The sequence below is a fragment of the Halomonas sp. AOP30-A1-24 genome, from assembly GCF_052378165.1.
Lineage (GTDB): Bacteria > Pseudomonadota > Gammaproteobacteria > Pseudomonadales > Halomonadaceae > Vreelandella > Vreelandella citrativorans.
The window spans coordinates 23,868-50,281 of sequence record NZ_JBQSXL010000003.1; the positions used below are offsets into that span (position 1 = coordinate 23,868).

At 54.3% G+C, this 26,414-nt stretch carries 21 protein-coding genes; 6 read left to right on the plus strand and 15 right to left on the minus strand.

Translation table 11 applies throughout. The annotated features are described in order from the left end of the window. Position 1 precedes the first annotated feature (1 nt). On the plus strand, positions 2 to 1,405 hold the full coding sequence (locus ACT3TJ_RS02350) for a sensor histidine kinase (protein ID WP_193057161.1): 1,404 nt from the start codon (positions 2 to 4) through the stop codon (positions 1,403 to 1,405). Here the strand turns inward: ACT3TJ_RS02350 and ACT3TJ_RS02355 are convergent. From ACT3TJ_RS02355 to ACT3TJ_RS02370, 4 genes are read right to left on the minus strand one after another with little or no spacing between them, the layout of a single operon-like run. Beyond that, on the minus strand, positions 1,374 to 2,384 hold the full coding sequence (locus ACT3TJ_RS02355) for an AbrB family transcriptional regulator (RefSeq protein WP_193057160.1): 1,011 nt from the start codon (positions 2,382 to 2,384) through the stop codon (positions 1,374 to 1,376). The two genes, ACT3TJ_RS02350 and ACT3TJ_RS02355, sit on opposite strands and share 32 nt — an antisense overlap. Before the next feature lie 4 nt (positions 2,385 to 2,388). Further along, on the minus strand, positions 2,389 to 3,897 hold the full coding sequence (locus ACT3TJ_RS02360; RefSeq protein WP_193057159.1) for a tripartite tricarboxylate transporter permease: 1,509 nt from the start codon (positions 3,895 to 3,897) through the stop codon (positions 2,389 to 2,391). Positions 3,898 to 3,906: 9 nt separating this feature from the next. Continuing rightward, positions 3,907 to 4,359, minus strand: a complete 453-nt coding sequence (locus ACT3TJ_RS02365; RefSeq protein ID WP_193057158.1) for a tripartite tricarboxylate transporter TctB family protein — start codon at positions 4,357 to 4,359, stop codon at positions 3,907 to 3,909. Positions 4,360 to 4,410: 51 nt separating this feature from the next. Further along, the gene (locus ACT3TJ_RS02370; protein WP_193057157.1) at positions 4,411 to 5,427 is read right to left on the minus strand and encodes a Bug family tripartite tricarboxylate transporter substrate binding protein; all 1,017 of its coding nucleotides are present in this window, start codon (positions 5,425 to 5,427) and stop codon (positions 4,411 to 4,413) included. Positions 5,428 to 5,673: 246 nt separating this feature from the next. Here ACT3TJ_RS02370 and ACT3TJ_RS02375 point away from each other — a divergent pair, with 246 nt between their 5' ends. Next, complete coding sequence (locus tag ACT3TJ_RS02375) at positions 5,674 to 6,087, plus strand: hypothetical protein (RefSeq protein WP_193057156.1); 414 nt, start codon at positions 5,674 to 5,676, stop codon at positions 6,085 to 6,087. Between the two features lie 204 nt (positions 6,088 to 6,291). Continuing rightward, on the plus strand, positions 6,292 to 8,340 hold the full coding sequence (betT, locus tag ACT3TJ_RS02380) for a choline BCCT transporter BetT (protein ID WP_193057155.1): 2,049 nt from the start codon (positions 6,292 to 6,294) through the stop codon (positions 8,338 to 8,340). Positions 8,341 to 8,537: 197 nt separating this feature from the next. On the opposite strand, the gene exaC is transcribed toward betT, so the two are convergent. The 11 genes from exaC to puuE all read right to left on the minus strand — a co-directional run bounded on the left by exaC (position 8,538) and on the right by puuE (position 22,256). Further along, positions 8,538 to 10,058 (minus strand): acetaldehyde dehydrogenase ExaC, encoded by a 1,521-nt coding sequence (gene exaC / locus ACT3TJ_RS02385; RefSeq protein ID WP_193057154.1) that lies wholly within the window; start codon positions 10,056 to 10,058, stop codon positions 8,538 to 8,540. Positions 10,059 to 10,152: 94 nt separating this feature from the next. Next, on the minus strand, positions 10,153 to 12,435 hold the full coding sequence (locus ACT3TJ_RS02390; protein ID WP_193057153.1) for an ATP-binding protein: 2,283 nt from the start codon (positions 12,433 to 12,435) through the stop codon (positions 10,153 to 10,155). Next, positions 12,425 to 12,937: a molybdopterin-dependent oxidoreductase gene (locus ACT3TJ_RS02395; RefSeq protein ID WP_172117453.1), complete on the minus strand. Its 513-nt coding sequence runs from the start codon at positions 12,935 to 12,937 to the stop codon at positions 12,425 to 12,427. The genes ACT3TJ_RS02390 and ACT3TJ_RS02395 overlap by 11 nt, the downstream gene beginning before the upstream one ends. A 248-nt stretch (positions 12,938 to 13,185) precedes the next feature. Next, a complete protein-coding gene (locus tag ACT3TJ_RS02400) occupies positions 13,186 to 13,614 on the minus strand; it encodes a universal stress protein (protein WP_087111921.1) in 429 nt (142 codons plus the stop codon). Between the two features lie 10 nt (positions 13,615 to 13,624). Then, the gene (locus tag ACT3TJ_RS02405) at positions 13,625 to 16,228 is read right to left on the minus strand and encodes a TRAP transporter permease (protein ID WP_193057152.1); all 2,604 of its coding nucleotides are present in this window, start codon (positions 16,226 to 16,228) and stop codon (positions 13,625 to 13,627) included. Positions 16,229 to 16,360: 132 nt separating this feature from the next. Further along, positions 16,361 to 17,341, minus strand: a complete 981-nt coding sequence (locus ACT3TJ_RS02410; RefSeq protein WP_193054408.1) for a TAXI family TRAP transporter solute-binding subunit — start codon at positions 17,339 to 17,341, stop codon at positions 16,361 to 16,363. 508 nt (positions 17,342 to 17,849) lie between these two features. Beyond that, entirely contained in the window at positions 17,850 to 18,386 is a 537-nt protein-coding gene (locus ACT3TJ_RS02415) for a DUF192 domain-containing protein (protein WP_172117450.1), read from the minus strand. 13 nt (positions 18,387 to 18,399) lie between these two features. Beyond that, positions 18,400 to 19,869 (minus strand): pyruvate kinase, encoded by a 1,470-nt coding sequence (gene pyk / locus ACT3TJ_RS02420; RefSeq protein ID WP_193057151.1) that lies wholly within the window; start codon positions 19,867 to 19,869, stop codon positions 18,400 to 18,402. A gap of 84 nt (positions 19,870 to 19,953) precedes the next feature. Next, a complete protein-coding gene (locus tag ACT3TJ_RS02425; protein ID WP_172117448.1) occupies positions 19,954 to 20,445 on the minus strand; it encodes an ureidoglycolate lyase in 492 nt (163 codons plus the stop codon). Positions 20,446 to 20,475: 30 nt separating this feature from the next. Beyond that, positions 20,476 to 21,306: a bifunctional allantoicase/(S)-ureidoglycine aminohydrolase gene (locus ACT3TJ_RS02430; RefSeq protein ID WP_444621527.1), complete on the minus strand. Its 831-nt coding sequence runs from the start codon at positions 21,304 to 21,306 to the stop codon at positions 20,476 to 20,478. Positions 21,307 to 21,317: 11 nt separating this feature from the next. Further along, positions 21,318 to 22,256, minus strand: a complete 939-nt coding sequence (gene puuE / locus ACT3TJ_RS02435) for an allantoinase PuuE (RefSeq protein WP_172117446.1) — start codon at positions 22,254 to 22,256, stop codon at positions 21,318 to 21,320. A gap of 271 nt (positions 22,257 to 22,527) precedes the next feature. Here puuE and ACT3TJ_RS02440 point away from each other — a divergent pair, with 271 nt between their 5' ends. The 3 genes from ACT3TJ_RS02440 (at position 22,528) to ACT3TJ_RS02450 (ending at position 26,326) form a co-directional block, all read left to right on the plus strand. Beyond that, positions 22,528 to 23,280, plus strand: coding sequence for an aspartate/glutamate racemase family protein (locus ACT3TJ_RS02440; protein ID WP_193054403.1), 753 nt, complete (start codon positions 22,528 to 22,530; stop codon positions 23,278 to 23,280). A 143-nt stretch (positions 23,281 to 23,423) separates the two neighbouring features. Next, positions 23,424 to 24,782: an NCS1 family transporter gene (locus ACT3TJ_RS02445; protein ID WP_441677196.1), complete on the plus strand. Its 1,359-nt coding sequence runs from the start codon at positions 23,424 to 23,426 to the stop codon at positions 24,780 to 24,782. A 65-nt stretch (positions 24,783 to 24,847) separates the two neighbouring features. After that, positions 24,848 to 26,326 carry an NCS1 family nucleobase:cation symporter-1 gene (locus ACT3TJ_RS02450; RefSeq protein WP_441677198.1) on the plus strand — a complete coding sequence of 493 codons (1,479 nt, stop codon included), beginning with the start codon at positions 24,848 to 24,850 and terminating at the stop codon, positions 26,324 to 26,326. Positions 26,327 to 26,414: the final 88 nt, after the last annotated feature.

Consider the following 26,414-nt stretch of genomic DNA (forward strand, 5'->3'; position numbering starts at 1 on the left):
TATGCTTGCTATCAAATCGATAAAAAGCCGCCTGCTGCTGTGGATTGGTTTACCGTTTACTGCCCTGGCATTTCTGGCGCTTCTTTCGAGCTATCTATTGCTGACACGCCAGATTAACGAAACCTTCGACGATATGCTGCTCAATGCCGCCGAGCGCTTGGAAAGACGCATCTACACGGTAGACGGCGCGCTACGCATTAATATGCACTATTTTAGTATTAGCACCCTAGGTAGTCGTGGTGAAGGCAAAATATTCTATCGGATGCAGGAAGTAGACGGCGATATGATTGCTGGCTTTCAAGGCTTGGGCGACCCGCCTACTGACCTCTCTGAGCCGGTTTTTTACGACGTGACGTACGCGGGCAACGAGCTACGCGCCGTCGCCCTGACGTTTCCTTTTAGCCGGGGCCGCGAGAACATCAATATTGAAGTGATCGTTGCGGAGTCCAAAGAGGCGCGCTACACGCTTACCAATGACTTTATGGTGACACTCACCGGGTTGACGATTGTTGCCGGAATTCTTGCTATCACCATCGCTCTACTGGCGATCTATCGTGGATTAGCCCCGCTTAATACCGTAAGCCAAGCGCTTCGCCGCCGCTCTTCTCATGACCTTCAGCCGCTTGAAGACGACGCTCCAAAAGAGATTCGCCCACTGATTCTCAGCATTAACCAGCTGATGCTACGTATCCGTCGCAGCATTGAGAGTACACAGCAATTAAATGCCGATGTGTCCCATCAGTTGCGAACGCCCATTTCTGAAATACGTGCGCTAACCGAAATCTCGCTAAAAACGACCCAGGAATCGGCCGTTCGAGCCAACCTTATTGAAATACAGCGTATCTCGGAACATGCCAGCCATACGGTCCAACAGCTTTTGAAATATGCCAAGACCCGCAGCGAGCTGATGGATGAGGCCCATCTTGAAGCCGTCGATCTGGTGGCAATATGCCAGGATGGCTGCGCGCAAACAGCAACCAGCATCTATCAGAAAGGCCAGGAGCTGTCGTTCGATCAGCCTCATACCATTTCCAAAGTGCTGGGCGATCCGATCATGCTGCTCTGGCTGGTGATTAACCTGATTGAGAATGCCAGCCTGCACGCGGGAGGCGCTGAAGCCTATCAGGGTCCAATCGATATCGCCCTAACAACGCAGCAGCAACAGGTAATATTGACGGTGAGCGACCAGGGAGTCGGCGTGGAAGAGGCGCAACTTGGCAAGCTGACCGAGCGCTTTTCCCGCCACAATCCGCACGCGCCCGGTAGCGGTTTAGGCTTGGCTATTGTGGAGCAGATCGCCACCGCCCACGCCGCTCTCCTCTCTTTTAATAACCGACCACAAGGCGGTTTCGCCGTGACGGTGGCGTTTCCCGCTATGCAGCCGCCTGCTTTGCAATACGAATGACCAGCGGGGTCATAAAGATCAGCAGTAACAGGCGCAAGACATGGTGCGACACTACATACACCGGGTCGATATCCATCACCATGGCGATGACGGCCATCTCCCCGACGCCGCCGGGAATCAGCGCCAGCAACACCGCCACAAAAGAAAGCTGGGTCATGCTGGCGACCAGCCAAGCTATGAGCGCTGCGACAATCAGGGCAAACAGTGCATACACCATCCCAAACCGCCCCACGCTGACTACCTGAGACCAGTGGGTTCCTGAGAAACGCGCGCCGACCGAAGAGCCGAGCACCAAAAAGGCCGTGAACACCGTCCAGGTGGGCAGCGAGTAATCCATCCCCAGGTTCGCGATGATGGCGCCTGCGGCCATCGGGCCTAAAAACTCCGGAATGGGAATGCGCAGCAAGCGGGCAAGCCACCAGCAAAGCGGGACCAATAACAGCGGCAGCGCATCCATCAGCGAGAGCGATACGGGCGAGCTTTGCAGCGTGACATCATCCACAAAGAAGCTTGCCAATAGTGCCGCCCCGGACACCACGGTGACCAGACGCAGCGAGTGCGCGATAGCGATCCAGCGCACATCGCCATTGGCGCGCTCAGCAAGCACTAGGGCTGAATTCATGCTCCCTGGGTAGGCGCAGAACATCGCATCCATGGGCCCTACGTTGGCGCGGGTAAAGATAAAGTACCCGCCCACCAGCATAAGCCCCATATAGACCAGCATTGCCAATACACTTGGGTACCACTGCACCAGACTGACCAGTTCACTGGCCTGAATGCGGCTCCCGATAAAGAGTCCCAGCAGGGCAATAGCCACACGGTGCAAGCGCTTATCAACGCCGGTTTTAACACCGCCAAGCGATACCGCCATTACCATAAAAAGTGCGCCCAGCATCCAGGCCAGGGGCAATGAAAAAAGGGTGGCAATAACGCCACCCAAGCAACCCAAGACTAACGTTTTCAGCGTTTTTTTTGCCATTATGTTACGCCTGTTTGGCCGCACGCCAGGCACTAAAGCGCGCCATTAACGGCTGGCTAAACAGTGAAATCAATAGAAGTCCTAGAATCCCCAAGGTCACCGGGCGCTCGAAGACATAGGTGATATCCCCGCCGCTGATTTGATACGAATGGAGCAGTGATTTCTCCGCCAGCGAGCCCAGCAGCATACCGATAACGGCGGCAGGCACCGAGTAGCCATAATGGCGAAAGATCCAACCAATCACTGCAAATACCAGCACAGTGGCGGGACCTGTCATATTGCCGGTCAAGCCAAACGATCCCATAACCGCGAGTACCAGTACCGAGGGAATCAGGTAGCGCATGGGTACTTTGACGATGCTGGCCAACAGCGGGATAAACAGCAGACCCACGACCACCAGAAGAAATACTTGGGCGAAGTTGGCAAAAATGATCGCGTAGACCACATCGGTTTGCTGACGAATAAACTGCGGCCCGCCGGTGATGTTATGCATGGCAAACGCAGCCAACATTACCGCCGTTGCACCACCGCCGGGAATGCCAAGCGCCAGCAGAGTAGCCATTGAGCCGCCTTCAGAGCTGCTGTTAGCGGCTTCTGATGCCACCACGCCCTTCGGGTTACCCTTGCCAAACGAGTCAGGATCTTTATCACGACGCTTGGTTTCAATATAGGAAAGCAAGTTGGAAACCGAGGAGCCAACGCCAGGCACGGCCCCTACTAACACACCTATCAAACCACCACGAATCATCACAACCGGATAGCGCATTGCCATCTTACAGCCTTCAAATATCTCGCTGATTTTCACCTTACGCGAATCGGCGGATTCAACGATGAAGCCTTTGTTGGCAAGCTTGAAAAGTTCTGAGGCCGCAAACATGCCCATCATGGCAGGAATAACCGGAATACCATCAAGCAGATACGTTTTCCCCATGGTGCCACGCGCCAGACCAATTTCACTAAACCCAATGGTTCCCACCAAGAGGCCGACAAAGCCCGCCACCAAGCCTTTAAGTACCTGCTCGCCCTTCAGGCTCGCAATCAGCGTCATGCCCCACAGGATGACCACAAACATTTCGGAAGGGCCGAGCCTCAGCACCAGATAGGAGAGCGGCTGAATCATGAAAAACAGAACGAGATAACCCATCAGCGCGCCCACCACGGAGGCGGCCAACGCCACGCCCAGCGCCTGGTTGTGCTGCCCCTTGCGCGACATCGGGTAGCCATCAAAGGCGGTGGCAATGGCCGATGAAGTGCCCGGGATATTCATCAAAATGGCAGGAATACCCGCGCCGAACGAACCGCCGGTAAAAATAGCGGTTAAGAACAGCATGGCCTGAATGAAATCCATGTACATGGTCATGGGCAGGAAGATCGCCATGGCCATGGAAATCTGCAGCCCCGGCGTTGCGCCAAAGATTAGCCCCAGCACAATACCGGGTATTACCACGAGCCAGGGGCCAAAATTAGAAAAGAGCAGGTCCAGACCCTGCTGTACTGTGCCAAAATCAATCATATTGCCTCCTTAACTGGGTAGCAGTAGCAGCGTCATGGGATAGGGCAGCATCTGAGAGAAGAAGAACGCCACGGCGAACCCGAACGCTGCGCTAAAGCCCATCACCGCTAACCAGTTACGCTCACCTTTGAGGATCAAAAAGAGCGCGATGAACAGCACGGTCGCCACATCAAAACCGAGCGTTTCAAGCGATAACACATAGGCACCAAACAGAACTACGACGGGCAGCGTTTGATGTAACGGCTCCTCGTCGGCAGCGATGCTAAACAGTGTCCCCTGCTTTAGGCGTAGCAACAGCTCGATGGCGATAATCGACAGGACAATGACTGAAAGTGGCAGTATCAGCAGTAAATTCTGGGGTTGTGCCGAGACGCTGATCGCGTCCAGCAAATACCACAGCGTAAAGGAAGCCAGACCGATGAGAACCAGAAAGTCCCCATAGTCGCGTTTCTGTGCAGGCATGGTTCAACTCCAGGCTGGCCACATGAAAAGTGGCCAGCCATGACAGGAAGATCAGTTAAGCAGGTGTGCGTACTTTTCAAACACAGCGTAGTTTTCGCGCATCAGCTCGTTGGCGCGCTCGGGCCCAATCCAAACACCCCCCATTTCATTACGCTCGAGGTGCTCTTGAACGTCTTTACGGGCCAGCGCGCTCTGGATGGCTGAAGCAAGTGCTTCAAAGCGCTCAGGATGCTGACGCTCAACTTCGCTAGTGACCGCAAAACCACGCATCGAGCCCTGCAGTACCGGAACTTCTACGTCCATCGGTGCCAGCGCTTCGTTGATCGTGGGGGCATCCCACTGGTCGATGCGCTCGTCACTCACGATAGCAAGCGGCGTCAAGAACTCACGAATTCCCTCACTGCCCTGGGCACTGATAGAAACGAAATCCACCTGACCACCAGCCACCGCTGAGCGGGCTTCACCGCCGCTGTTGTACGTCACCAGGTTAAGGTTTTCTTGAGGAATACCAGCTTCTTCCAGCAGCAGACGGATCATCAGGTGACCGGCTGAGCCTTGAACCACCGCGCCACGCACCTGGCCGCGCTCTTCGCGAATCGCTTCCAGCAACGAAGGAAGATCTTCGTATCCGCTATCTTTATTGGCGGCGATCAGATCCAGGTCGAACCACTGAAAGTTGATATACGAAAAATCATCAACACTAAAGTTGGCACCACCGGTCAGAATCGAGTTGGCCAGGTAAGGAGCAAAGGTTGAGGCATAGGTGGTGTATCCATCGTCCGGCATGTTCAGCACGTAGTTGGATGCGACCTGAGTTCCTGCGCCTGGACGGTTAGTCACTTGCACTGGCACGCCAATCTCTTCAGCGATATAGCCTGACATAATACGCGCCAAACGGTCAGCACTACCGCCGGTACCAAAGCCGACGACCATATTGACCGGGCGTTCAGGATAATCATCTGCCGCAGCGGTAGGCATGATTAACGCGAGTGACGCGGCAACAACCGTGGCACCAGCGAGTAGTGATTTCATATTGAAGCTAAACGGAGCACAGATTTTCTTGGGCATAGCGAGTTCTCTTTTTTATAGAATTATAAAGTCTTCAAACAGGCTACTGCCTGCGGAGGACAAAGCTATCCCACAAACCTTTCACCAACCTTGCATGACGAAAAAAGCCAACTAAAGTCTAACCATATAACTGCTATACGTCAGATATCCCCCCGCCTGCATCATCACCGTTATTGCACACTCCGTGCATACGGTTTGCACTCCCCCGCTCGATACTGACATTGTCAACTTACCAGGAGGTACGTTATGAAAATGTCATTACGCCAAGTGTTTGCCCCGGCTCTGCTGGCTATCGCGCTAACCCCACTTGCTGTGGTTGCACAGGCAGACCAGCATGAAGGTCGTCATTCAGGCGCTGACCGCGAAACCTTCTCGCAGCGCATGGAAGAGCGCCGCCATGAAGTGTACGACCGCGCCGGTTTGAACGAGGAGCAGCAAACGGCCCTCAACGAGCTAAACGCAGAGCACTTCCAAGCCATGCAGGCGTTGCGTAAAGAGCACCAGGATAAAGTTGCGGATATTCTTTCCGAAGAGGAGCGTGAATCTTTAAAGAACGCCATGAAAGAAATGCGTGACGAGCACCACAGGGATGGTAGAGGCCACGGTAGACACGGCCCGCGCGTTCAGCATGAAGACGCTACGGAAACCGCTAGCGAGTAAGCGCTTTTTTACTGTTAAGTCTTGTCAAGACGCCCGGCTTTTGCCGGGCGTTTTTGTATGCGCGCCTTGCCAAAACCTCACCTACCATTTCCTATCACTATCAAGACTGATTTGTAGTAAGCGCTTAAACAGCGTATTTTATATTGAACGTTCATTCAAAATAAAATGTTTCATCACTTGTCTCAACCAATGGAGTCCGCCTACATGGCGAAAGACAACCCCTCCCTGCCCTCTCGCGACCGCCTCAACCCCGTGGTTTTTCATGGCAGTATGGCCGGCATATTGATATTTCTGGTGCTCACCCTGCTGTTTACCCAACAAGCCGGTGCATTTTTTAATGCAGCGCTTGCCTGGGTCAGTACCACCTTTGGCTGGTACTACATGCTGGCGATTGTGGCCTATCTGGTCTTTGTCGTGGTGATTGGTATGTCGCGGTTTGGCAGTATTCGCTTGGGCCCCGATCATTCGCGGCCTGAATTTTCATTGCTTTCCTGGTCGGCGATGTTGTTCGCTGCAGGTATCGGCATTGATTTGCTGTTTTTCAGCGTGGCTGAACCGATTTCTCACTACCTGGCACCGCCCGACCTGACACCCGAAAGCCAGGCTGCGATGCGTAACGCCGTCGTTCAAACCTATCTGCACTGGGGGCTCTCCGGCTGGGGGCTGTACGTGTTGATGGGTATGGCGCTGGCCTACTTCAGCTATCGCCACCGTTTGCCGCTAGCCATTCGCAGCGCGCTCTACCCGCTTCTGGGCAAGCGTATTTATGGGCCTATCGGTAACGCGGTGGATATCACGGCGGTGGTTTCTACCGTATTTGGTATTGCCACCAGCCTCGGCATTGGGGTCATTCAGCTTAACTACGGGCTGGCCTACATGTTCGATGTACCGGAAACGATTACGGTACAAATTCTTTTGATTGTCCTGGTGGTCATACTGGCAACCATTTCCGTGGTTACCGGGGTCGAAAAGGGTATCCGCCGCTTATCCGAGTTTAATATGCTGCTGGCACTCTGCCTGATGCTGTTCATACTGTTTTCAGGCGACACGCTGACACTGCTCGATAAGGTAGTTAACAACGCCGGTGACTATCTTTCCGGCTTTGTGGCGGCAAGCTTTGACACGCACGCCTTTACCGATGATGGCGCCCAGGAGTGGAAGATGGGCTGGACGATCTTCTTCTGGGGTTGGTGGATCGCCTGGACACCGTTTGTGGGTCTTTTCCTGGCGCGTATTTCTCGTGGTCGCACCATTCGCCAGTTTGTCGCCGGTGCGCTGTTTATACCGCTTGCCTTCATTATGGTATGGATGTCGGTATTGGGTAATAGCGGTATTGAGCTGGTCGCCAACCAGGGCGTGGCAGCACTCGGCGAGCAGGCGCTTAATACACCGCAAACTACGATTTACACCCTACTTGAGTACTATCCTTACGCAGCCATCACGGCAGCGGTTGTCACGATCCTGGGCGTTGTGTTCTTTATTACCTCCGCTGACTCCGGCGCGCTGGTGCTGGCTAACTTTACGTCTATCTTAAGTGACGTTAACCACGATGCGCCCATCAAGCTGCGCATTTTCTGGTCAGCGGTGATTGGCTTGATCACCATTGCTCTACTGATGGCCGGTGGGCTTAACGCTCTGCAAAGCGCAGTAGTGATTACCGCGCTACCCTTCTCGGTGGTAATTTTTGCGGTCATGGTGGGGATGTACAAGGCGCTAAAACTTGAAGGCAACAAGGCCGATGCACGCCGCGCCATTACCGGCAGCGCTCCAGGCGGCGATTGGAAGGAGCGCCTGGACCGCGCCCTGGACACATCCAACCGAGCTGGCGCTGCTGCAACCATCAAGCACTCGATTCGCCCAGCCATGACTCAGTTTGCCCAAGAGCTTGAAAGCCGTGGCCAGCCCGCCAATGTGAGTGAAGAGCAGTTGGAAGGCGAGCCGCTCCCCAGGCTAACGCTGCAGGTGGATTTTGGCGATGCCACCAGCTTTGTCTATCAGGTGTATCCACACCGGATGCGCACACCGAGCTTTATTGAAGCCGACGATGACTTCTATGTGCGCCTGGATGTCTATCTGGCTGAAGGCGGGCTGGATAAAGACCTGAACGGTTATACCCGCGGCCAAGCGATTGGCGACCTGGTAGGCGAGTACGAGCGCCACCTGCACTTTTTGACCCTGGCAGGCCAGGAACGCGGCACCGTACAACCCATGCCTGGCAGCATCGGCGAACCGCCGGAGAATGCTCAGCTGTAACTGTGATCGCATTTACCCAAAAGACGAATCCCGGCCTATGTGCCGGGATTTTTGTGCCTAATCGTTCGAGCCTCGCGCCTCAAGGCTGAGAATCAACAGCAGAGAGGGTGTAACCCATTATTCGTCGCAAGCGGGCTGTCGTCAGAGGGGCAGATAATACCGCTCGGCACCATGCCGAGCGGGGGAGCGAGCGCGGATTAGAAAAAACCGAGCGGATTGATGTCGTAACTGACCAGTAGGTTCTTGGTTTGCTGATAGTGCTCAAGCGCCACCTTGTGGGTTTCACGGCCAACGCCGGACTTCTTGTAGCCACCAAATGCCGCATGGGCGGGATATTGGTGGTAGCAGTTGGTCCATACGCGACCAGCCTGAATGCCCCGCCCCATGCGAAAGGCAACGTTAATATCCCGGCTCCATACACCTGCACCCAAGCCAAACTCGGTGTCGTTGGCGATCGCCAGCGCTTCTTCTTCATCCTTAAAGGTGGTGACCGCCACCACCGGGCCAAAGATCTCCTCTTGGAAGACGCGCATCTTATTGTCGCCTTTCAGTAGCGTCGGCTGGATGTAGTAACCCTTGTCGTAGCTGGGGTCGAAGCTTTCTTTATCTCCACCGGTCAGAAATTCAGCGCCTTCCTCACGGGCGATATCCATGTACGACATGATCTTGTCGTACTGCTCTTGAGAGGCTTGAGCGCCTACTTGCACATCGGTATCCAAGGGGTTGCCGCGCTTAATAGTCCTGGTGCGCTCAAGCACCTTGGCCATAAATTCTTCGTACATGCTCTCTTGAATCAGTGCACGTGAGGGGCAGGTGCACACTTCGCCCTGGTTAAAGAAGGCCAGCACTAGGCCCTCTACCGCTTTATCGATAAACGTCGGCTCGGCGCTCATGATATCGGCAAAGTAGATATTGGGTGATTTACCGCCCAGCTCCACGGTGGAAGGAATAATGTTTTCAGCGGCGCACTTAAGAATATGTGACCCCACCGGCGTGGAACCGGTAAAGGCGATTTTGGCGATACGTTTGTTACTGGCCAGTGCCTGGCCGGCTTCTGCACCGAAACCATTGACGATATTAACCACACCCGGCGGCAGCAAGTCACCAATCAACCCCATCAGCACCAGCACAGATGCGGGCGTTTGTTCGGCGGGTTTAAGTACTACGCAATTACCGGCGGCAAGCGCGGGGGCCAACTTCCAAACAGCCATTAAAATAGGGAAGTTCCAGGGGATGATCTGACCCACCACGCCCAGCGGCTCATGAAAATGATAAGACACGGTGTTGGCGTCAATATCGGCAGCGGAGCCTTCCTGCGCCCGAATGCAGCCCGCAAAGTAGCGGAAGTGATCAACCGCCAAAGGAATATCAGCATTCAGGGTTTCACGCACGGCCTTGCCGTTATCCCAGGTTTCTGCCACGGCCAGCTTTTCAATGTTCTGTTCAATGCGATCAGCAATTTTTAGCAGGGTATTGCTGCGCTCAGCGGCAGAGGTTTTCCCCCAAGCAGGTGCAGCCTTATGGGCGGCATCCAGGGCTTTATCGATATCGTCAGCAGTAGAGCGCGGAATTTCGCAGAAGACCTGGCCATTGACAGGGCTAATGTTATCGAAATACTGCCCATTAACGGGCGGTACAAACTCACCTCCGATGTAATTGCCATAGCGTTTTTCAAACGAGACGACGGACCCATTATCACCCGGATTGGCATAAATCATGAGAAGGCTCCTGAGGATTATGATTATTAAACGTGCCCTAACAGTATTGTTTATTATTGCCAATGACGATATAGCTTGATGCTAGGGTTAGCCCTTATCCCTTGGTAGAAGACTGCCTCTGCCGCCAACGTTTGAGTGCGCTGTGGGTTCGTGCAGCGGTGTGGCGCACTACACCAAGTGATTCATCAAGCTGGCTTTTTGTATTTCCCTCCTCACGAGCTAACACTTCAAGGCTTTTGGCCTTCTCCGCCAGCGCCTCTGCGCCCATACTCAGCGACTCCCCACGAAGCTGATGTGCCAATCTGGCTATCTGCTGCCGAGCCTGTTCGCTAAAAGACGCTTCCGGCGTGGCAAGGTATGCGCTCAGTTGGGACACATAGTCGCTGATCTGCTGATGATACAAAGCAACCAGGTTTATCAAGTGCTCATCGCCCAAACTCTCCTGAAGCATGGTGAGCGTGTCAGCATTCAGTACATTGTGTTCAAAAACATCGCGTTCAAAAACATCATGCTCAAACGTATCGCCCTGCTCCTGCGCGGGCACCGCTGTCTTACGGGCTAGCGCTGACGGCGATAAATGCAGAGCAAGCACGTCACCAAGCGCCAGAAGCGAAAGCGGCTTGGTAATGTAGTCGTTCATTCCGGCAGCCAGGCAGCGCTGGCGGTCATTGCCTCCCGCTGTCATGGCAATAATGGGCACGTCCGCCAACCAGCCTCCTTGCTCACGCAGGTGCCGCGTCACCATCAAACCGTCCATATCAGGCAGCTGTATATCCATAAAGATTAAGTGCACCGGCAAGGACGCCGCCATGTCTAGCGCATCCTGCCCATTCTCGGCACACACGACCTCGCACCCCAAGCGTGACAAAAGCCCGGTCGCGACTTTGCGATTAATGGCGTTATCCTCCACTAACAGCAGTGCTGTACCCGCAAAGTTTCTCGTCTGCTCATTAGGAAGCACTGCCTCGACGGGCATCGCTTTAACCAGCGGCAGTTTGCACCAAAATGTACTTCCCTGTCCCAGCCTACTCTGCACACCCAACTGCCCGTTCATGGCTTCACTTAGGCGCTTACAGATAGCAAGCCCAAGCCCCGTCCCCCCGTAGCGGCGAGCGACCGATGCCCCCGCTTGCTGAAAAGGTTCAAATAACGCCGTTTGCTGCTCTTCACTAATCCCGCACCCGGTGTCGCTAACTTCCAGTAGCAGGTGCTCCACCGTTGAAGAGACCCGAACAGTGATCGCTCCGTGATCGGTAAACTTGGTCGCGTTCGCCACAAGGTTAAGCAAAATCTGTCTCAGACGACCCGCATCAGCCATCACCCAACGCGGCACCAGCGGGTCGATATGCATGCTTAACGCCACCCCTTTGGCCCTCGAACGCGGTTCAAATAGCGCTACTACGCTATCAACCAAGGGCCTTAATTCAGTAGGTGACGCTTCAAGTGTTAAATGGCCTGCTTCGATTTTGGAGAAATCGAGAATCTCGTTGATCATGGCCAACAGCTGGTTGGCGCTCTCATGAATCGTGCGCGCGTAATCTTCTACCTGGGCCGAGCTTGCTGGCTCACTGAGCAGCTCGCTCATGCCGATCACGCCATTAAGCGGGGTACGAATCTCATGACTGACCATGGCCAGGAAGTCGGACTTGGCATGATTAGCAGCCTGCGCCTGCTCGGCGGTCACTTCCAATTGTTGGCTTAGTTGCTCCTGTCGACGCCGGGCTGTCGCACTTTCACGCATTTCTCGGATCAGGAACGCAATGACCAACAACACAGCCAGGCTCATACCGACCAGCAGCGTCATTAATAATTTATAGAGCGCGCTTAACACACGGCGCTCTTCAGTGGCAGACTCCGCCAGGTAACCATTGATGGTGATGACAAACCGCTCGGTTAGCTGGGTGAGTGCTTCAAGCTCTGCTTCAATTAACACAATGGGCAGTTGATCCAGCACCTCATGAGGTGCAAACAAGAGGTCCAGCGGTTCCATCTGCTGGCCTATTTGCGTTAGCAACTGCCTCGCCCCTTCAATGTCAGTAATCAGTGAGTTGACTTCCCCTTCTTGAAGCAACATAAGACGGCTATACAAAAGTTCAAAACGCATATTCAGCTCGTTTTGTACCACCGGGGGCATCTCTGCACGGGATGCTGAAAGCAAGTGGTTAAGCAGCTGTACTGCATCACGATCGAGTTTATAGGCGACCCATGAGGTATCTTCGCGCAAACTTTGTGTGAGGTTGTCCTGCCGCCAAGAGGCCAGAGCAGCGACTACCAGCGCCGATGCAAACAGCAGCACGGTAATAATGGCCACCAGTTTAAGGCGGCGAGGATAACGCAGCAGGCGGGGCGAGCGCACTTTGGCTCGGTTAAAGAACATCTATACGCCTAACCTGCCAAACAGCTCTAAAGCGCACTTTTTCACTTAGCAGCGTCTCGTCCTGATCAAACGGATAAAGCACCCAAAGAGGCCCAAACTCGCGAATAGGGATGTGCTGGTTATTTCGTTTAAGTGCCAGAATGACGTCGTAATCATAAAAATCCTTGATCGGTATGTCAGCCACATAGCCGTTAAGGGCCGATACCTCTATCGCATCACCCTTGGCACCTACGTGCTCAAGCACATCACGTAACAACGGGCCTGAATATTGACTGACGCCACTTGTCCAGGGCGTACTCGTTTCAAACGCGTGCTGTGGCAGCCCCTCTAACATGTCAATATCAAAGTCGGCACCCGCTTCGGTATTCACATTTACAATATTGCCTCTTACTTCCAGCAAAACGTTACCATCTGGTGCTTCCAAGGGGGTGGACACATCGGCAAATCCAGCCAAGGGAGACCCTAGCACCAGCAGAACCCACCCCAGTAATAATGTTCTCACGATGACATCCTCATATAACTTTGCTCTATAGTTTTCTATTCAACTTTCGATACAAACACCCGTAGAGTATCGCGATCGGCTTACCCAGGTCAGGAAAAAAAGCGACTTTCTATATTAATTACAATTAGATACACCTACACAGCTACTTAAAGACTACTATTTTACTAAACATTACCGTGGGGTTATAAAAAAACTCCAGCTCATATGAGCTGGAGTTTTCATAGTGCCTGATACCTTTTAAAAAGCGCCTAGCGAACGATCATGACGGACACCTTTGAGTGATGAACAACATGCTCAGCATTCGGGCCCAGTACATAGTCGACAAACTTATGCCGAGTATGAGAAGCCATCACGATCAGGTCCACGTCCAGCTTTTTACCCACCTTAATGATGGCCTCCCAGGGGGAGCCATCGACAATAATGCTTTGGGTTTTAACATCCTGCGGAATATTGTCCTGAATAAACGTATGCTGCGCCTCTTTCATGGCTTCATGCGCTTTTGCAGAAAAATTCTTGGGGAAGTAAGCCCCTACCATCGGCATTTTGAGTTCTGGCAGCACAGTGACAATGTGCAACGACGCACCGAAGGTCTGGCAAAGCGTTACCGCCGTGGGCAACGCTTTCTTCCAGGAACCCTCTTCATTCAAGTCCACGGGCAGTAATATTTTTTGGTACATGACAACCTCCCTAGGCCACTGCCGCGCCATCATGATCAGACTTTTTACTACGCCGGCGACGCTGCATGAGCACAACAAAACCAAATATTGCCAACGCCGGTAGCCACATCCACTCTTTCGTCCAGCGGTCTACAGGGGCCAGTACTTCGATAATCTCCTGGTCGAAGTCAAACCCCAGGTCGGCGGCCTGGCTGCCGAAGGCGACGAAATCGACTAGCGTTTGATCACCGTCTACATACAGCTCCATACCGAGGTTTTCCAGGCGCTCCTGGCCCGTATCACCGCGGGGCACCGGGACCAGTACGTAGGTCGTCATTGGCGAGCCAAAAGCATCTTCACCAGCGATTTGTACCCGCAGGTTACTGCCATCCTCGACACGCTCAAGGGCATCAGCAAACTGGGCAGGCGGCACTGACGCATACGGGTCATGTATCTTGTCCATCCAGAAGCCTGGGCGGAAGAGCGTGAAAGCGACCAATAGCAGCAGCAGCGACTCATACCAACGATTGCGCGTCAGCATGTAGCCTTGCGTGCCTGCGGCGAAAATCAGCATCGCCACGGTGGCCACAATAAACACCACCACGCCCTGCATCGGGGTAACATCAATGAGCAGCAGGTCCGTATTAAAGATAAACAGAAACGGAAGCGCTGCCGTACGCAGGCTGTAGTAGAACGCCTGGAAGCCTGTCCGAATCGGGTCCCCTCCGGACACAGCAGCAGCCGCAAAAGAGGCCAGCCCCACGGGCGGCGTAACATCCGCCATAATGCCGAAATAGAACACGAACAGGTGGACAGCGATCAGCGGCACAATCAGGCCATTTTGCTGACCCAGCATCACAATCACCGGCGCCATCAAGGCCGAAACCACAATATAGTTAGCGGTCGTGGGCAAGCCCATGCCTAGAATCAAGCTCAGCAAGGCGGTTAAAAACAAAATCATCATCAGGTTACCGCCTGACAGGATTTCAACCACATCTGCAAGCACAAGGCCCACACCGGTTTGCGACACCGCACCCACCACGATACCCGCTGTGGCCGTCGCGATACCGATACCGATCATGTTACGCGCGCCAGTCACCAGGCCGTCCCACAGGTCTAAAAAGCCCTCTTTGATATCGGCGGCCATTTTGCTGCGCCCACGGAAGACGGCAATAATGGGACGCTGCGTCACCATAATAAAGATCATGAACACCGTGGCCCAAAAAGCGGAAAGCCCAGGCGAGAGCCGCTCGACCATCAAACACCAAACCAGCACAACAACCGGCAAGATATAGTGCAAACCGACCATTACGGTGGGTCGTGTCTGCGGCAGTTTAATAACCTTGGCGTTAGGGTCATCCATTTCCAGCTCAGGATAGTGAGACCCGATTTTCAAAAGCCCTACATAAATAATCGCCAGGCCGATTGAAATGACCCACGGCGTTGCCTCACCCAGCAAGGGCTTGAGCCACCCAAGGCCGTAATAGACCACCACCGACAGCCCCATTAACAGCAGCAGGCCGGTTAAAAATCCTATGATTTTGTTGAGTAATGGACGGGCTGGGTTATTGGAAGGCAGCCCTTGCATATTGGCTTTAAGGGCTTCCAGGTGAACGATATAAATCAGCGCAATATAGGAAATAATCGCAGGCAGGAAGGCATGTTTAATAACGTCCACGTACGGGATGCCGACATACTCAACCATCAAAAACGCAGCCGCGCCCATTACCGGCGGCATGATTTGCCCATTCACCGATGAGGAGACTTCAATGGCACCGGCTTTCTCAGCGCTAAACCCCACCCGTTTCATCATGGGAATAGTGAAGGTGCCCGTTGTTACCGTATTGGCAATCGAGGAGCCGGAAATTAGCCCGGTCATGCCTGATGCCACAACGGCCGCTTTTGCAGGGCCGCCTTTAAGATGGCCTAACATCGAGAATGCGACTTTTATAAAATAGTTACCGGCACCGGCCTTATCGAGCAACGCACCAAACAACACAAACAGAAAGACAAAGCTGGTAGATACACCTAGCGCGATACCAAAGACGCCCTGGGTACCCAACCACTGGTGGTTGATCAACCCTCCCAGGCTGACGCCTCGGTGGGCAAGAATGCCCGGCATGTACGGGCCAAACAGGGAGTAGCCAATAAATATCGCGGCAACCACCATCAGGGGTGGGCCAAGCGCACGCCGAGTAGCTTCCAGCAGCATGATAATGCCGACGATGCCCACCACGATGTCCTGCGTGATAGGGCGCCCGGGGCGCTGCGCCAACTCTGAATAGAAAAGAAACAGATACCCACCGCAAAAGGCCGCTACCGCTGCAAACATCCAGTCTTGTAGCGGAATACGGTCGCGCGGTGAGCGCTTTAACGCAGGATAGGCCATATAGGCCAAAAACAGCGCAAACGCCAAGTGAATAGAGCGTGCTTCAGTGGCACTAAAAACACCGAAGCCGATCATATAAGGGAGTGGAGATGCAATCCATAGCTGGAACAGCGACCACGCTGCTGCAATACTTACCAGCAACTTACCGGGTACGCCGTGAGGCTTCCTTGCCCCTGTGTCACTGGCGGCGACCATATCCTCCAGGTCGCTCTCAGTGGCGTTAGAGGGTTGTTTGTCATCACGCATACGCTTGCCCTGCCTAATGGTCAGCGCTGACAATCAGCGCTTTCAACAAGAAGCGCGGACACCCGAGGTGCCCGCGCTTAAACTTCAAAAGCAATCACTATTGATCCTGGCTAATAGCGTCACACTAGGATCTTATTCGATCCAGCCACGCTCGCGGTAGTAACGTGCAGCGCCATCGTGCAGCGGTGCAGTTAGACCGTCAGAAATCATGTCTTCTTCGTTAAGGTTTTCGAACGCCGGGTGCAGGCGCTTGAAGCGATCAAAGTTATCGAATACCGCTTTAACCGTTTCGTAAATAACCTCTTCATCCACGTCAGTCGATGAAACGAAAGTGGCTGCTACACCGAAGGTTTCAACGTCTTCGTCGTTACCACGGTACAGACCACCGGGGATCACAGAACGCGTGTAGTAAGGATACTCTTCGATCAGCGTATCGATTTCATCACCAGTGACCGATACCAGGTTCGCATCAATCGTGGTGGTGGCTTCCTGGATGGAGCCATTCGGGTGGCCTACCACATAGACCATCGCATCGATGTTGTTATCAGACAGAGCTGAAGCCTGTTCCGCCGCATCCAACTGAGATGCCAACGCGAACGTATCTTCGTCCCAACCAAACGCTTCCATGACGACATCCATGGTGTTGCGCTGGCCAGAGCCTGGGTTACCGATGTTAACGCGCTTACCCGGGAAGTCGCTGATATTGTCGATACCCGCATCCGCACGCGCGACAACGGTAAGAGGTTCACCATGCATGGTGAATACCGCACGCATGTCACCCCAGGGGCCTTCTTCTTCAAAGTTGGCTTCGCCGTTGTAAGCACGGTATTGAACGTCAGACTGGACAACGCCCATATCCAACTCACCGCTTTTCATGCCATTCACGTTGGCAACAGAGCCGCCTGTAGAAGGCGCATTACAGCGAATACTGTGCTCTTCGCTGCCACGGTTAACCATACGGCAGACCGACTGGCCTACGACGTAGTAAACACCGGTCTGGCCGCCTGTGCCGATTGTAATATAGCGCTCTTGAGCAACAGCGGGGGCAGCAAACGTAGCTGCTGCGATCAACGCGCCAGAAAAAGTGGCGGTAGAAAACACATGGCGATTCATGGATACACCTCTATCTTGATGTTGTGAGCGTTATGCGTTTTGGAACCACCGATGATCTGTTCCCTCGGGTGATTTTTCGTCCAAAACGTTTTCAAGACAAACTGTTATAGTTCGACATCCTGAAGTGCCGACCTTAACTACTTTAGCGAAAAAACCGCTAATTAGCGAAGCCAATACGTGGCTTCAAGGATACGAGCGGCGCCTATTGAAACACGACTCTAACGCTGCGTAACGTTTAGTCACCGTTAATTGCTATGCCTCTTTTGCATAGGGGATATGAGATAAGCAACCAAACTTCCCGAAAGCCTGCCTGGCCCGTCAAAGGGTTGGTTGCTTAATAAGGTATAGCTCAATAGGCAGGGGTAGCCAAGCCCGCATGGAGGTTCCCTGAGGTTCGCAACCTACACGCCGGCAACAACAACCAGAACCACACCACGCCCTAAGCGTGGTGTGGTTCCTTTTTACCGATTCTTATGGCGATACAAGCGCCGTCGCGCCTTGAAGAGACCTACTGATCGATGGGCTTGCAGAAGCCGGCTTGATCCGGAATCGAAATACAGTCGCCCACTTTAATGCCGCGTTCGGCGAAGTAGCCGCCATTGACTTCAAGGGCCGCCCAAAATGCGGCACCTGCCGGATAGGAGGGACAATTGGCCGGAACACTGGACTCACAGGGAGGCATGGTGTTAATCGCTACGATACGCCCCTCCTGATCGATAAACGCGATATCCAGCACAATGCGCGTGCGGTACATCCAAAAAGTGTTGCCAGCAGGCTGCTCGCTCTCGAAACGAAACAGCATGCCGCGGTTTTCAGGCAGCGATTCACGCTCCATCAACCCTCGCTGACGCTGCGCCGCGCTTTTGGCCACTTCCACTTCCAGCCGGTGTGGGCCTCCGTCACTATGAATAGCCAGAGGCAGTAAATCGCTCTCTGGGTCAGCGCCCTCAGCCCAGGCGAGCGCGCCCCAAACCGTACCGGGAAGCAACGCGACCAAAGGCAAGCCTAACGCAGCTTTTAGCATAAGACGACGAGTCGGGTTCATGGAGGCAGGTCCTTTAATCGGTAAGCTGGTCAATCGTCATGACTTTCATCGTATTGGTACCACCATGAGCATTCATGTGATCACCCCGTGTCAGGATGACATGATCCCCCGGCTCGGCAAGCTTATGTTGCACCAGCAGTTCCAGCGCACGACGATTAAGCTCGGTCGCACTCATTTCTGAGGTATCAAACGGTAGCGACACGACGCCACGATATAGCGCCATACGCCGTTGGGCGATGGGGTTATGGGCAAGGCCGACAATCGGCAAACCAGAACGGATGCGCGAGGCAATCAAGGGGGTATAGCCGGAGGCGGTCATGCAGGCAATCGCGGCCACACCGGTCATATGGTTGGCGGCGTACATCGCAGAAAGGGCAATGGTTTCATCGGGGCGAGTAAAGCCTTCATGAATCCGGTGGCCCGACTCTTGTGCCACCTTTTCACGCTCAGCGCCCAAACAGACACGCGCCATGGCTTCCACGGTTTCCACCGGATAGTCGCCTGCGGCAGTTTCCGCTGAAAGCATCACGGCGTCACTGCTATCCAGCACGGCATTGGCCACATCAAACACTTCAGCGCGGGTAGGCAGCGGCGCCGAGATCATGCTTTCCATCATTTGAGTGGCGGTAATCACCGCACGGTTGAGCGAGCGGGCGCGTTTGATCATGCGCTTTTGCACGCCCACCAGTTTGGCGTCGCCAATCTCAACCCCCAGGTCGCCTCGGGCCACCATCACCGCTTCAGAGGCTTCGATAATGCCGTCAAGCGTTGCCTCATCGGCCACAGCCTCGGCACGCTCAACCTTGGCCACTAGGCCAATCTCCTTGCCCTCTTCACCCAGCAGACGGCGCGCTTCCAGCATGTCTTCGGCATGGCGCGGGAAAGAAATCGCCAGGTAATCAACGCCAATCTCAACGGCGGTTTTTAAATCCTGTTTATCTTTATCCGTTAGCGCCGGGGCAGAAAGCCCACCGCCCTGTTTGTTGATGCCTTTATGATTGGAGAGTTTGCCCCCCACTACCACGTGGGTATGAACCTGCTGGCCTTCTACGCGGGTAACGTCCAGCACCACACGGCCGTCATCCAGCAACAGGCGGTCGCCAGCGCCCACATCCTGAGCAAGGGTTTTGTAGTCGCAGCCCACTTGATGAACGTCGCCTGCATCACTGTCCATCGCCATATCCAGCACAAACGGCTGCCCCTCTTTCAGGGTCACCATGCCCTCTTTAAAGCGGGCAATGCGAATCTTGGGGCCCTGGAGGTCCCCCAGTGCTGCCACACTGCGCCCCAGCTTGGCAGCAATTTCGCGCACCCGTAAAAGACGCTGACGATGATCATCGGGCGTGCCGTGGGAGAAGTTCAAACGTACGACATCTACCCCCGCTTTCAGCATTGCCTCCAAAACGCCCTCACGGTCACTGGCGGGCCCCAGGGTGGCAACAATTTTGGTACGGCGAAGCGGGATATGTGTCTGTGCGTTCATAGTTTTCCTAAACAATCACGGGGTTTGTCATTAGCCTATCAGTATAAGACCACCAGGATGACAACCGTAAGGCGTGTGCACAAGTTATTCGCGTAAATCGACCGTAATTTCGAGCGAATACTCTTCGCAGTTATTACCTTCGCCGCCGCGATCCACCACTAAGAACTCGCCTTCACGCTCAAGCACCGACTGTATCGCATGCCAAGTGCCTGCTCGGTAGTTAACGCCCTGACGGCCGTCGGTAACAAACGCACGCACTGTCTTTGGATCAATCGTCTCGCCTGGCGGTGCGACCACCACAATAAAGCGTTCCTGATGCAGCGGCATAAATGCCTGGCTGCCCAGTGGATGGCGCTCTAAAAAGGTTAACTCAAGCGGTAAGGAAACGGGCTGACTCACAAACAGATTGATCAGCGTGTGGGCGTTTTCACCCAGGGTTTGCACCTTCGCCAGGCCGTGATGGCGCTGGGTACGCCCGGCGTTAATGGCAAACGAGGGTGACTCGCGCGCGTCGATGACCTCGCCAAAAGGCGCGAAGGCCTCACGCGTCAACGGCTCGGCGGTGAGAGTCAGCATGCAGGCCTCCTCATGGCTTTCTCCTTTACTTCAGCGAAAGAGCTTGAGCTTTGCGTGGCGGTTGACGTCCTTGTAAAGCAGGTAGCGAAACGGTCCCGGGCCGCCGGCATAGCAAGCCTGAGGGCAGAAAGCGCGCAACCACATGAAATCCCCTGCTTCCACTTCCACCCACTGCTGGTTTAGGTGATACACCGCCTTGCCTTCCAGCACGTAAAGGCCGTGCTCCATGACGTGGGTTTCATCAAACGGAATGACGCCGCCGGGCTGGAAGTTGACGATGGTGACGTGCATGTCATGGCGCACATCGTTAGGGTCGACAAAACGGGTGGTCGACCAGCGCCCTTCCGTGCAGGGCATCTCGCTGGGCGTGATCGCCTGCTCGTTGGTGACGAAGGCTTCCGGTACATCAAGGCCGTCCACGTACTCGAAGGCCTTGCGAATCCAGTGAAAGCGAACGGCTTCGCGGGATTCATTGCGCACTCGCCACTCCACCCCCGGCGGAATAAACGCATAGCCGCCCGGGGCCATGGCGTGGCGCACGCCGTCCAGACTCAGCGACAGCTCGCCCTCGACCACGAACAGCACACCTTCGGCATCCTCCTCAGGCTCAGGCTTGTCGCTTCCGCCGCCGGGCTGCACTTCCATGATGTACTGGGAGAAGGTCTCGGCGAAGCCGGAGAGCGGTCGCGCCAGCACCCAAGCGCGGGTACCCTGCCAAAACGGCAGGTTACTGGTGACGATATCGCGCATGACGCCTTTCGGGATTAGCGCGTAGGCTTCAGTAAAAACGGCCCGATCCGCCGTTATTTGGGTTTGCGGTGGATGCCCGCCTTGAGGGGCATAGTAAACCGGATTGTTCATTGAATGGCCTTTTATGAGGTAACGGGCGGATGGTGTTTCGCCCAGTGGCGGGCGATATCGACGCGTCGAGCGACCCATACGCGATCATGGGTCTCTATATAGTCTAAAAAGCGCTGTAGGGCGCGGAAACGTCCCGGGCGTCCCAGCAAGCGGCAGTGCATGCCGATAGAGAGCATCTTGGGCGCTTCTTCCCCCTCTTCATACAGCACATCAAAGGCATCGCGCAGATACGTAAAGAAGTGATCCGCCGTATTGAAGCCCTGCGGCGCAGCAAAGCGCATATCGTTGGTGTCCAGCGTATAGGGCACAATCAGATGAGCGTGATCACTCCCCTGGCTGTCGGTAACGGTCGTCCAAAAGGGCAGATCGTCGCCGTAATAGTCACTATCGTAAAGAAAACCGCCTTCATCCATAATCAGCTTACGGGTGTTGGGGCTATCGCGCCCGGTGTACCACCCCGCTGGCTTCTCCCCGTATAAGCGCTGAAATATCTCCACGGCTTTTTGCAGGTGTTCACGCTCAATGTGTTCGGCTACTTCTTGGTAGTGAATCCAGCGGTAGCCGTGACACGCGACCTCATGCCCCAGCTCCTTGAATGCCTGGGCGACATCAGGGTTTCGCTCTAGCGCCATCGCCACACCAAATACCGTTAAAGGCAGCCCCCGCCGCTCAAATTCGCGAAGAATACGCCACACGCCTGCCCGAGAGCCGTACTCGTAGATCGACTCCATGCTCAAGTGGCGGTCAGCGTAACTGGCTGCGCCGATGATCTCGGATAAAAACTGCTCAGAGCCATTATCTCCGTGCAGCACGCAGTTCTCCCCACCCTCTTCATAGTTGAGGACAAACTGTACGGCGATTTTGGCCTTGCCTGGCCAGTTGGCATGCGGCGGTGTACGCCCATAGCCTTTTAAGTCACGCGGATAGCAGAGGTCAGTGGTTAGCGTCATCAGCGGGCCCTTCGGTTATCACCAAGCGTATAAATTCAATTAATTGACCATTATTGTATACAAAATAAACATATTAATAGCCCACGGCAATATTCCCAGGAATGGCTGATCAACCCATCGTATCTCTTATAACTTAAAAAGCGCCAAACCTGAGCGTGTAGACGAATCTATTAGCCTTTTTAATGAGAGTAAAGGCCTTGCTCTTGGCGATAAAGCCCCCTATTTTTGTATACAAGATACATCGGATCGTTTACCTACAGGATCGCGTGCTGTGCACATACATATTATTAACCCCAATACGACGGCATCCATGACCCAAGCCATTGGGCAGGCTGCTGAGCTTTACGCTTCTCCGGGGACCCGCATAAGCGCGTCTCAACCTGAATCAGGTCCGGTTTCCATTGAGAGCCATTTTGATGAAGTGGTAAGCGCGGTAGGCGTGGCCGAAGAAGTACTTAAAGGTGAGCAACAAGGCGGTATTGATGCCTATATTGTGGCCTGCTTTGGCGACCCTGGTCTGCTTGCCGCGCGTGAAGTAACCCGTGCCCCGGTGATTGGCATTGCTGAGGCAGCCTTCCATTTAGCCACGCTAATCAGCACGCGCTTCTCCATTGTTACCACCCTGGGGCGTACCGGCATTATTGCCGAGCACCTGCTTGAGCAGTACGGCTTTCGCCACCACTGCCGACGCATTCGAGCCGCTGAAATTCCGGTACTAGACCTTGAGCACCACCCCGATGCGGCGTTTACCCGAATTGTCGAGGAGTGCTGCCGCGCCAGGGACGAAGATGATATCGGCGCCATCGTGCTGGGCTGTGGTGGTATGGCGAACCTCACCCAACAGATTAGCCACGAAGTGGGTATTCCCGTCGTTGAAGGTGTAAGCGCAGCCTTGAAGCTTGCAGAATCCCTGGTCGGCTTGGGACTGCATACCAGCAAACATGGCGACCTTGCTTACCCACGCCCCAAACCCTTTACCGGTAAGTTTGCCGCCCTATCAAACCTTCCATTGCCGCTTAAATAGCACGCTCATCAGAAGGTCAGAAATTCGTTAATCAGTGCATTCGTAAAAGAACCAGAACGTCCAGTAGTACGCCATGCCGCAAGCATCTTTCAGGCTACAACCTGAGAAACCAACAATACTCATAATCTTGCGAGGACGACATCATGAGCATTTCAAATGCTGCTCTTGCGTCAGAAGACGCTTCTACAGCGCGCACTAAAGCCCTGGGGGAGGAAAGCCTGGCCCCCCAGGGTACCCGAATTATGGGGCGAGGCTCCTACTTTCTGGCCTGGTTTGGTGGGTGCGTTTCCATCGGCACCTTTGCCATGGGCTCAAGCGTTGTCGGTACGTTAAACCTGCTACAGGCAACGCTTGCCATCGCCATCGGGTGCTTTGTCATCGGCATTGCACTGGCGATTAACGGTGCAGCGGGCTACAAATACGGCATTCCGTTTATGGTGCAGGCGCGCAGCACATTTGGGTTTACCGGTACGCGTATTCCCGGCCTGGTTCGCGCGTTACCTGCCGTGGTGTGGTACGGCTTTCAAAGCTGGATTGGCGCAGGCGCACTCAACATGGTGTCAGCAACCCTGTTCGGCTTTGATAACCTGGTGTTTTACTTTATTACCTTCCAATTCCTGCAAATCGGCCTTTCGGTGATGGGCTTTCAAGGTATCAAGTGGCTGGAAAATATCGGCAGCGCGTTTATTTTGGCCTCGCTGATGTACATGTTTTACGCCACGGTGCAGCGCTATGGCGATGAATTATCCGCCAGCCTGTTCACCATGGAAGGCTCTTGGGGCATGCCATTCTGGGGCGCCACCATGCTCTTTTTAGGCATCTACAGCACCATGATGCTTAACGTCAGCGACTACTCGCGTGAGCATAAAAAAGGCACGGCCCAGAGCCTGCTTACCACCATTTACGCCATGTCGATTCTACCCTGTACGCTGTTTATGGGCCTGATCGGCTATATGGTGTCGGAAGCTACGGGCACCGCAGACCCCATTCAGGTGTTTGCCAATGCCGTGGATAACACGCCGCTACTAATGACCACTCTGCTGTTTATCGCCTTTGCCCAGGTCACGACCAATGTACTGAACAACGTGGTGCCGCCTACCTATGTACTAATGGACATCTTCAAGATCAAGTTCCCGGTCGCGACCGTCATTGTCGGCCTGTTAGCGTTTGCCACCTTCCCCTGGAAGCTGGTTCAACCGGGCTCGGCCGCCGGTTTACAGCTGTTTGTCCAAACCTACTCGGCCTTTCTGGGCCCCATCTTTGCCATTCTGGTGGTGGATTACTACATCATCCGCCGCCGCACGTTGGATATCAGCAAGCTCTACGATCCCACCGGCCCTTATCAAGGCGTCAATAAAGCGGCTCTCGTTGCAACCGCGGTGGGCATCCTGGCAGCACTCTTTTTCTCTGCGGTCTCCTGGTACGCCAGTTTAATTCCCGCCGGCCTTACCTATTACCTGCTGATGAAACACTGGCCCGCCTGCCAGCGTTTTACACGCTAACCCTCCCCAATCCGACGGCTGCCTACGTGCAGCCGTGCTGACGATTAATGCAGAGAGAGCCTGCCATGCATGAGCAACCGCCTAACAGCGATCTTGATATCAAGCAGTTCGATCCCTCGCTTTATAATGAAGATCTGGCCCCCTTAAAGCCCCAGGCACGCACCTGGGGCGCATTTGAAATCTTTAACGTGTGGTCCAACGATATCCAAAGCCTGTTTGGCTATACCCTCGCGGCATCGCTATTCCTCACCTATGGCTTGAACGGCTGGGCAGTGATGGCAGCGATTATTCTAGCCGGTGTTATTGTCATGTTTCTGGTGAACCTAACGGGCAAACCAAGCGTTAAATACGGCATCCCCTTCCCAGTGATGGTGCGCGCTAGTATGGGGGTGCGCGGTGCCAACCTTCCCGCCATGCTACGCGCGATTGTGGGTATCTTTTGGTATGGCGTGCAGACCTATTTCGCATCAACGGCAGTCGCCCTGCTGATTACCGCCTTTATCGGGGCGGGCAGCGGCACGACCTTCCTGGGCCTTTCTGGCGTCGCATGGGTGTCATTTGTGATCGTGTGGCTTTTTCAAATCGCGATCTTCTGGCAAGGCATCGAGCGGATTAAGCACTTTTTGAACTGGGCAGGCCCGCTGGTGTACGTGGTTATGGTCGTGCTGATGGGAATTGTCTGGTTCCAGGCAGGAGACGAGTTGCTGCCCGCCATTGGGACCATCTTTAGCGGCAGCGGTGAGCAAAACGTGGGCGCCGTGGGCGCGTTTCTTGCCATTGTAGGCACCATGGTGGCCTACTTTGCGGCCGTGGTGATCAACTTTGGCGACTTTACCCGCTTTGTAAAAACCGAGCGGCAAATGAAGCTGGGCAACCTGCTTGGGTTACCGCTTAACGTGGCGTTTTTCTCGTTTATCGCGCTTATTATTACTGCCGGTACGCTGGTACTGTTTGGCGAGGCGCTCACCAACCCCGCCGATATTGTTGAGCGCGTTGATTCATTACCGCTGACCATCATCGCCGCCCTCACCTTTTTTGCCGCTACCGTGGGCATTAACCTGGTCGCCAACTTTATTCCGCCGGCTTATGACCTGGCCAACCTCTTCCCCAGCAAAATCAGCTTTAAGGTGGGTGGCTTGATAACCGCCGTTATCGCCTTCTTTGTGGGAGCGCTGTGGATCTCGGTGATTAGTCAGATTGGCATCCCCGGCTTTGTCAATGCCCTTGGCGCTATTGTCGCGCCGTTCTATGGCATTATTGTGGTGGACTACTACCTGATTAAGCGCCAACACCTCAATATGCAGGAGCTATTCTCCTCAGCCCCTGGCAGCGCGTACTACTACACAAACGGATGGAACCGCCGCGCCTTACTTGCGTTTGGCTGCGCAGCGCTGTTCTCGCTCTCCACGGTGCTAGTCCCTGCCCTTTCAAGCCTGGACGGCTACGGCTGGCTCATTGGTGCAGGATTAGGAGGCGCGTTCTACTTTGGCTTGATGCGACAGTTTAAGGCAGCACCCACCCTTACCCAGCAGAAGGCAAGTTGAGGTGAGTGAGCTTTAACGAATGTTTCAGGAACTGGTGATTTAAAAACTGGTGATTTAAAAACTGATAATTTAAAACTGACAGTTTAGG

Coding starts and splice junctions, on each gene's coding strand:
- ACT3TJ_RS02350 (WP_193057161.1), top strand. CDS start 2: ATGCTTGCTATCAAATCGATAAAAAGCCGCCTGCTGCTGTGGATTGGT.
- ACT3TJ_RS02355 (WP_193057160.1), bottom strand. CDS start 2,384: ATGGCAAAAAAAACGCTGAAAACGTTAGTCTTGGGTTGCTTGGGTGGC.
- ACT3TJ_RS02360 (WP_193057159.1), bottom strand. CDS start 3,897: ATGATTGATTTTGGCACAGTACAGCAGGGTCTGGACCTGCTCTTTTCT.
- ACT3TJ_RS02365 (WP_193057158.1), bottom strand. CDS start 4,359: ATGCCTGCACAGAAACGCGACTATGGGGACTTTCTGGTTCTCATCGGT.
- ACT3TJ_RS02370 (WP_193057157.1), bottom strand. CDS start 5,427: ATGCCCAAGAAAATCTGTGCTCCGTTTAGCTTCAATATGAAATCACTA.
- ACT3TJ_RS02375 (WP_193057156.1), top strand. CDS start 5,674: ATGAAAATGTCATTACGCCAAGTGTTTGCCCCGGCTCTGCTGGCTATC.
- betT (WP_193057155.1), top strand. CDS start 6,292: ATGGCGAAAGACAACCCCTCCCTGCCCTCTCGCGACCGCCTCAACCCC.
- exaC (WP_193057154.1), bottom strand. CDS start 10,058: ATGATTTATGCCAATCCGGGTGATAATGGGTCCGTCGTCTCGTTTGAA.
- ACT3TJ_RS02390 (WP_193057153.1), bottom strand. CDS start 12,435: ATGTTCTTTAACCGAGCCAAAGTGCGCTCGCCCCGCCTGCTGCGTTAT.
- ACT3TJ_RS02400 (WP_087111921.1), bottom strand. CDS start 13,614: ATGTACCAAAAAATATTACTGCCCGTGGACTTGAATGAAGAGGGTTCC.
- ACT3TJ_RS02405 (WP_193057152.1), bottom strand. CDS start 16,228: ATGCGTGATGACAAACAACCCTCTAACGCCACTGAGAGCGACCTGGAG.
- ACT3TJ_RS02410 (WP_193054408.1), bottom strand. CDS start 17,341: ATGAATCGCCATGTGTTTTCTACCGCCACTTTTTCTGGCGCGTTGATC.
- ACT3TJ_RS02415 (WP_172117450.1), bottom strand. CDS start 18,386: ATGAACCCGACTCGTCGTCTTATGCTAAAAGCTGCGTTAGGCTTGCCT.
- pyk (WP_193057151.1), bottom strand. CDS start 19,869: ATGAACGCACAGACACATATCCCGCTTCGCCGTACCAAAATTGTTGCC.
- ACT3TJ_RS02425 (WP_172117448.1), bottom strand. CDS start 20,445: ATGCTGACTCTCACCGCCGAGCCGTTGACGCGTGAGGCCTTCGCGCCT.
- ACT3TJ_RS02430 (WP_444621527.1), bottom strand. CDS start 21,306: ATGAACAATCCGGTTTACTATGCCCCTCAAGGCGGGCATCCACCGCAA.
- puuE (WP_172117446.1), bottom strand. CDS start 22,256: ATGACGCTAACCACTGACCTCTGCTATCCGCGTGACTTAAAAGGCTAT.
- ACT3TJ_RS02445 (WP_441677196.1), top strand. CDS start 23,424: ATGAGCATTTCAAATGCTGCTCTTGCGTCAGAAGACGCTTCTACAGCG.
- ACT3TJ_RS02450 (WP_441677198.1), top strand. CDS start 24,848: ATGCATGAGCAACCGCCTAACAGCGATCTTGATATCAAGCAGTTCGAT.